Source organism: Candidatus Enterococcus murrayae (assembly GCF_017315985.1).
GTDB classification, from domain to species: Bacteria; Bacillota; Bacilli; order Lactobacillales; family Enterococcaceae; genus Enterococcus_A; species Enterococcus_A murrayae.
The window spans coordinates 1-1,066 of the sequence record NZ_JAFLVR010000101.1; the positions used below are offsets into that span (position 1 = coordinate 1).

1 protein-coding gene is annotated in these 1,066 nt (G+C 34.7%); it reads left to right on the forward strand.

Annotation, left to right across the window (positions count from 1 at the left end; all coding sequences use genetic code 11):
• Positions 1-251: 251 nt before the first annotated feature.
• On the forward strand, positions 252-1,066 hold an 815-nt coding region (locus JZO85_RS23550), incomplete at its 3' end, for a tyrosine-type recombinase/integrase (RefSeq protein ID WP_207110838.1).

A 1,066-nucleotide genomic window follows, 5' to 3' on the forward strand; every position in this document is an offset into this window, starting at 1 on the left:
TCTTATAAAAAACTAGAAACAGCTGCAATTGAATGAAAGATATCAACTTATTTGTTTGATATATCAAAAACAATTCATAAAGTAATTATATATTATTAATTATTAATAGGCAATACGCTTTATAAAAATAATTATTTTTAGAGAAACCAATAATAAAAAACTAATATTGGCGTTCGTATTGTTGTTTTTTTATAAGAAAACAACGAAAAATGAACCGTCTGGTGAGCCGTCAATATATAGGAGGAGTTTTTATGCGCAAAGGAGAAAATATCTATCTGCGAAAAGATGGTCGTTGGGAAGGAAGGTATCCAAAAGGAAGAAAAAGTAATGGAAAACTACGATATGGTTATATCTATGGAAGAAGCTATACCGAAGTGAAACAGTTGCTTTACCCGCTGAGAATTCATTATCACTCATTACAAAAAATACAAGGAAGTTCCGCTGAAACGTTTGAGGAATGGTCCGTAGAATGGCTGGCTGAAGTTCAAAGTGAGGTCAAACCATCCACACTATCTAGTTATTATTATAAATTGAGTAAATATGTATTACCGATAATCAAGAATATCTCATTAAACGAACTATCATTAGAAACCGGCAAATCACTACTTCAAGAACTACAAAAGAAATTAGCCAGGTCCACCGTACAAGTCATTTTTCGCATACTAAACAAATGTTTAAATCAAGCAAAAAAAGTGGGAAAACTGAATATGAATCCCTTTGCTGAGCTCAAGATTCCCAAAGCCAAACAATCAAAAATTCGTGCACTATCTATGACTGAGCAAAAAAAAGTAATGAAAGTTGCTGCGAAGGAAAAGAAAGGGTATGGCATCCCGACGCTATTAGCAATGTATTCCGGTATGCGGATCGGAGAAATCGCCGCTCTAAAGTGGGAGGATATCGATTTTGATGAAAATCTTATTTATGTTCGTCATACGTATCAGAGAATCCCAGCAGTAAATGCTAGACGCAGAACGCAATTGATCATGGCTGATTCGAAGACGGAAGCGTCACTAAGGATCATCCCGATGAGTAAAACACTAAAAAAAATGTTGCTAACCCATCGAAA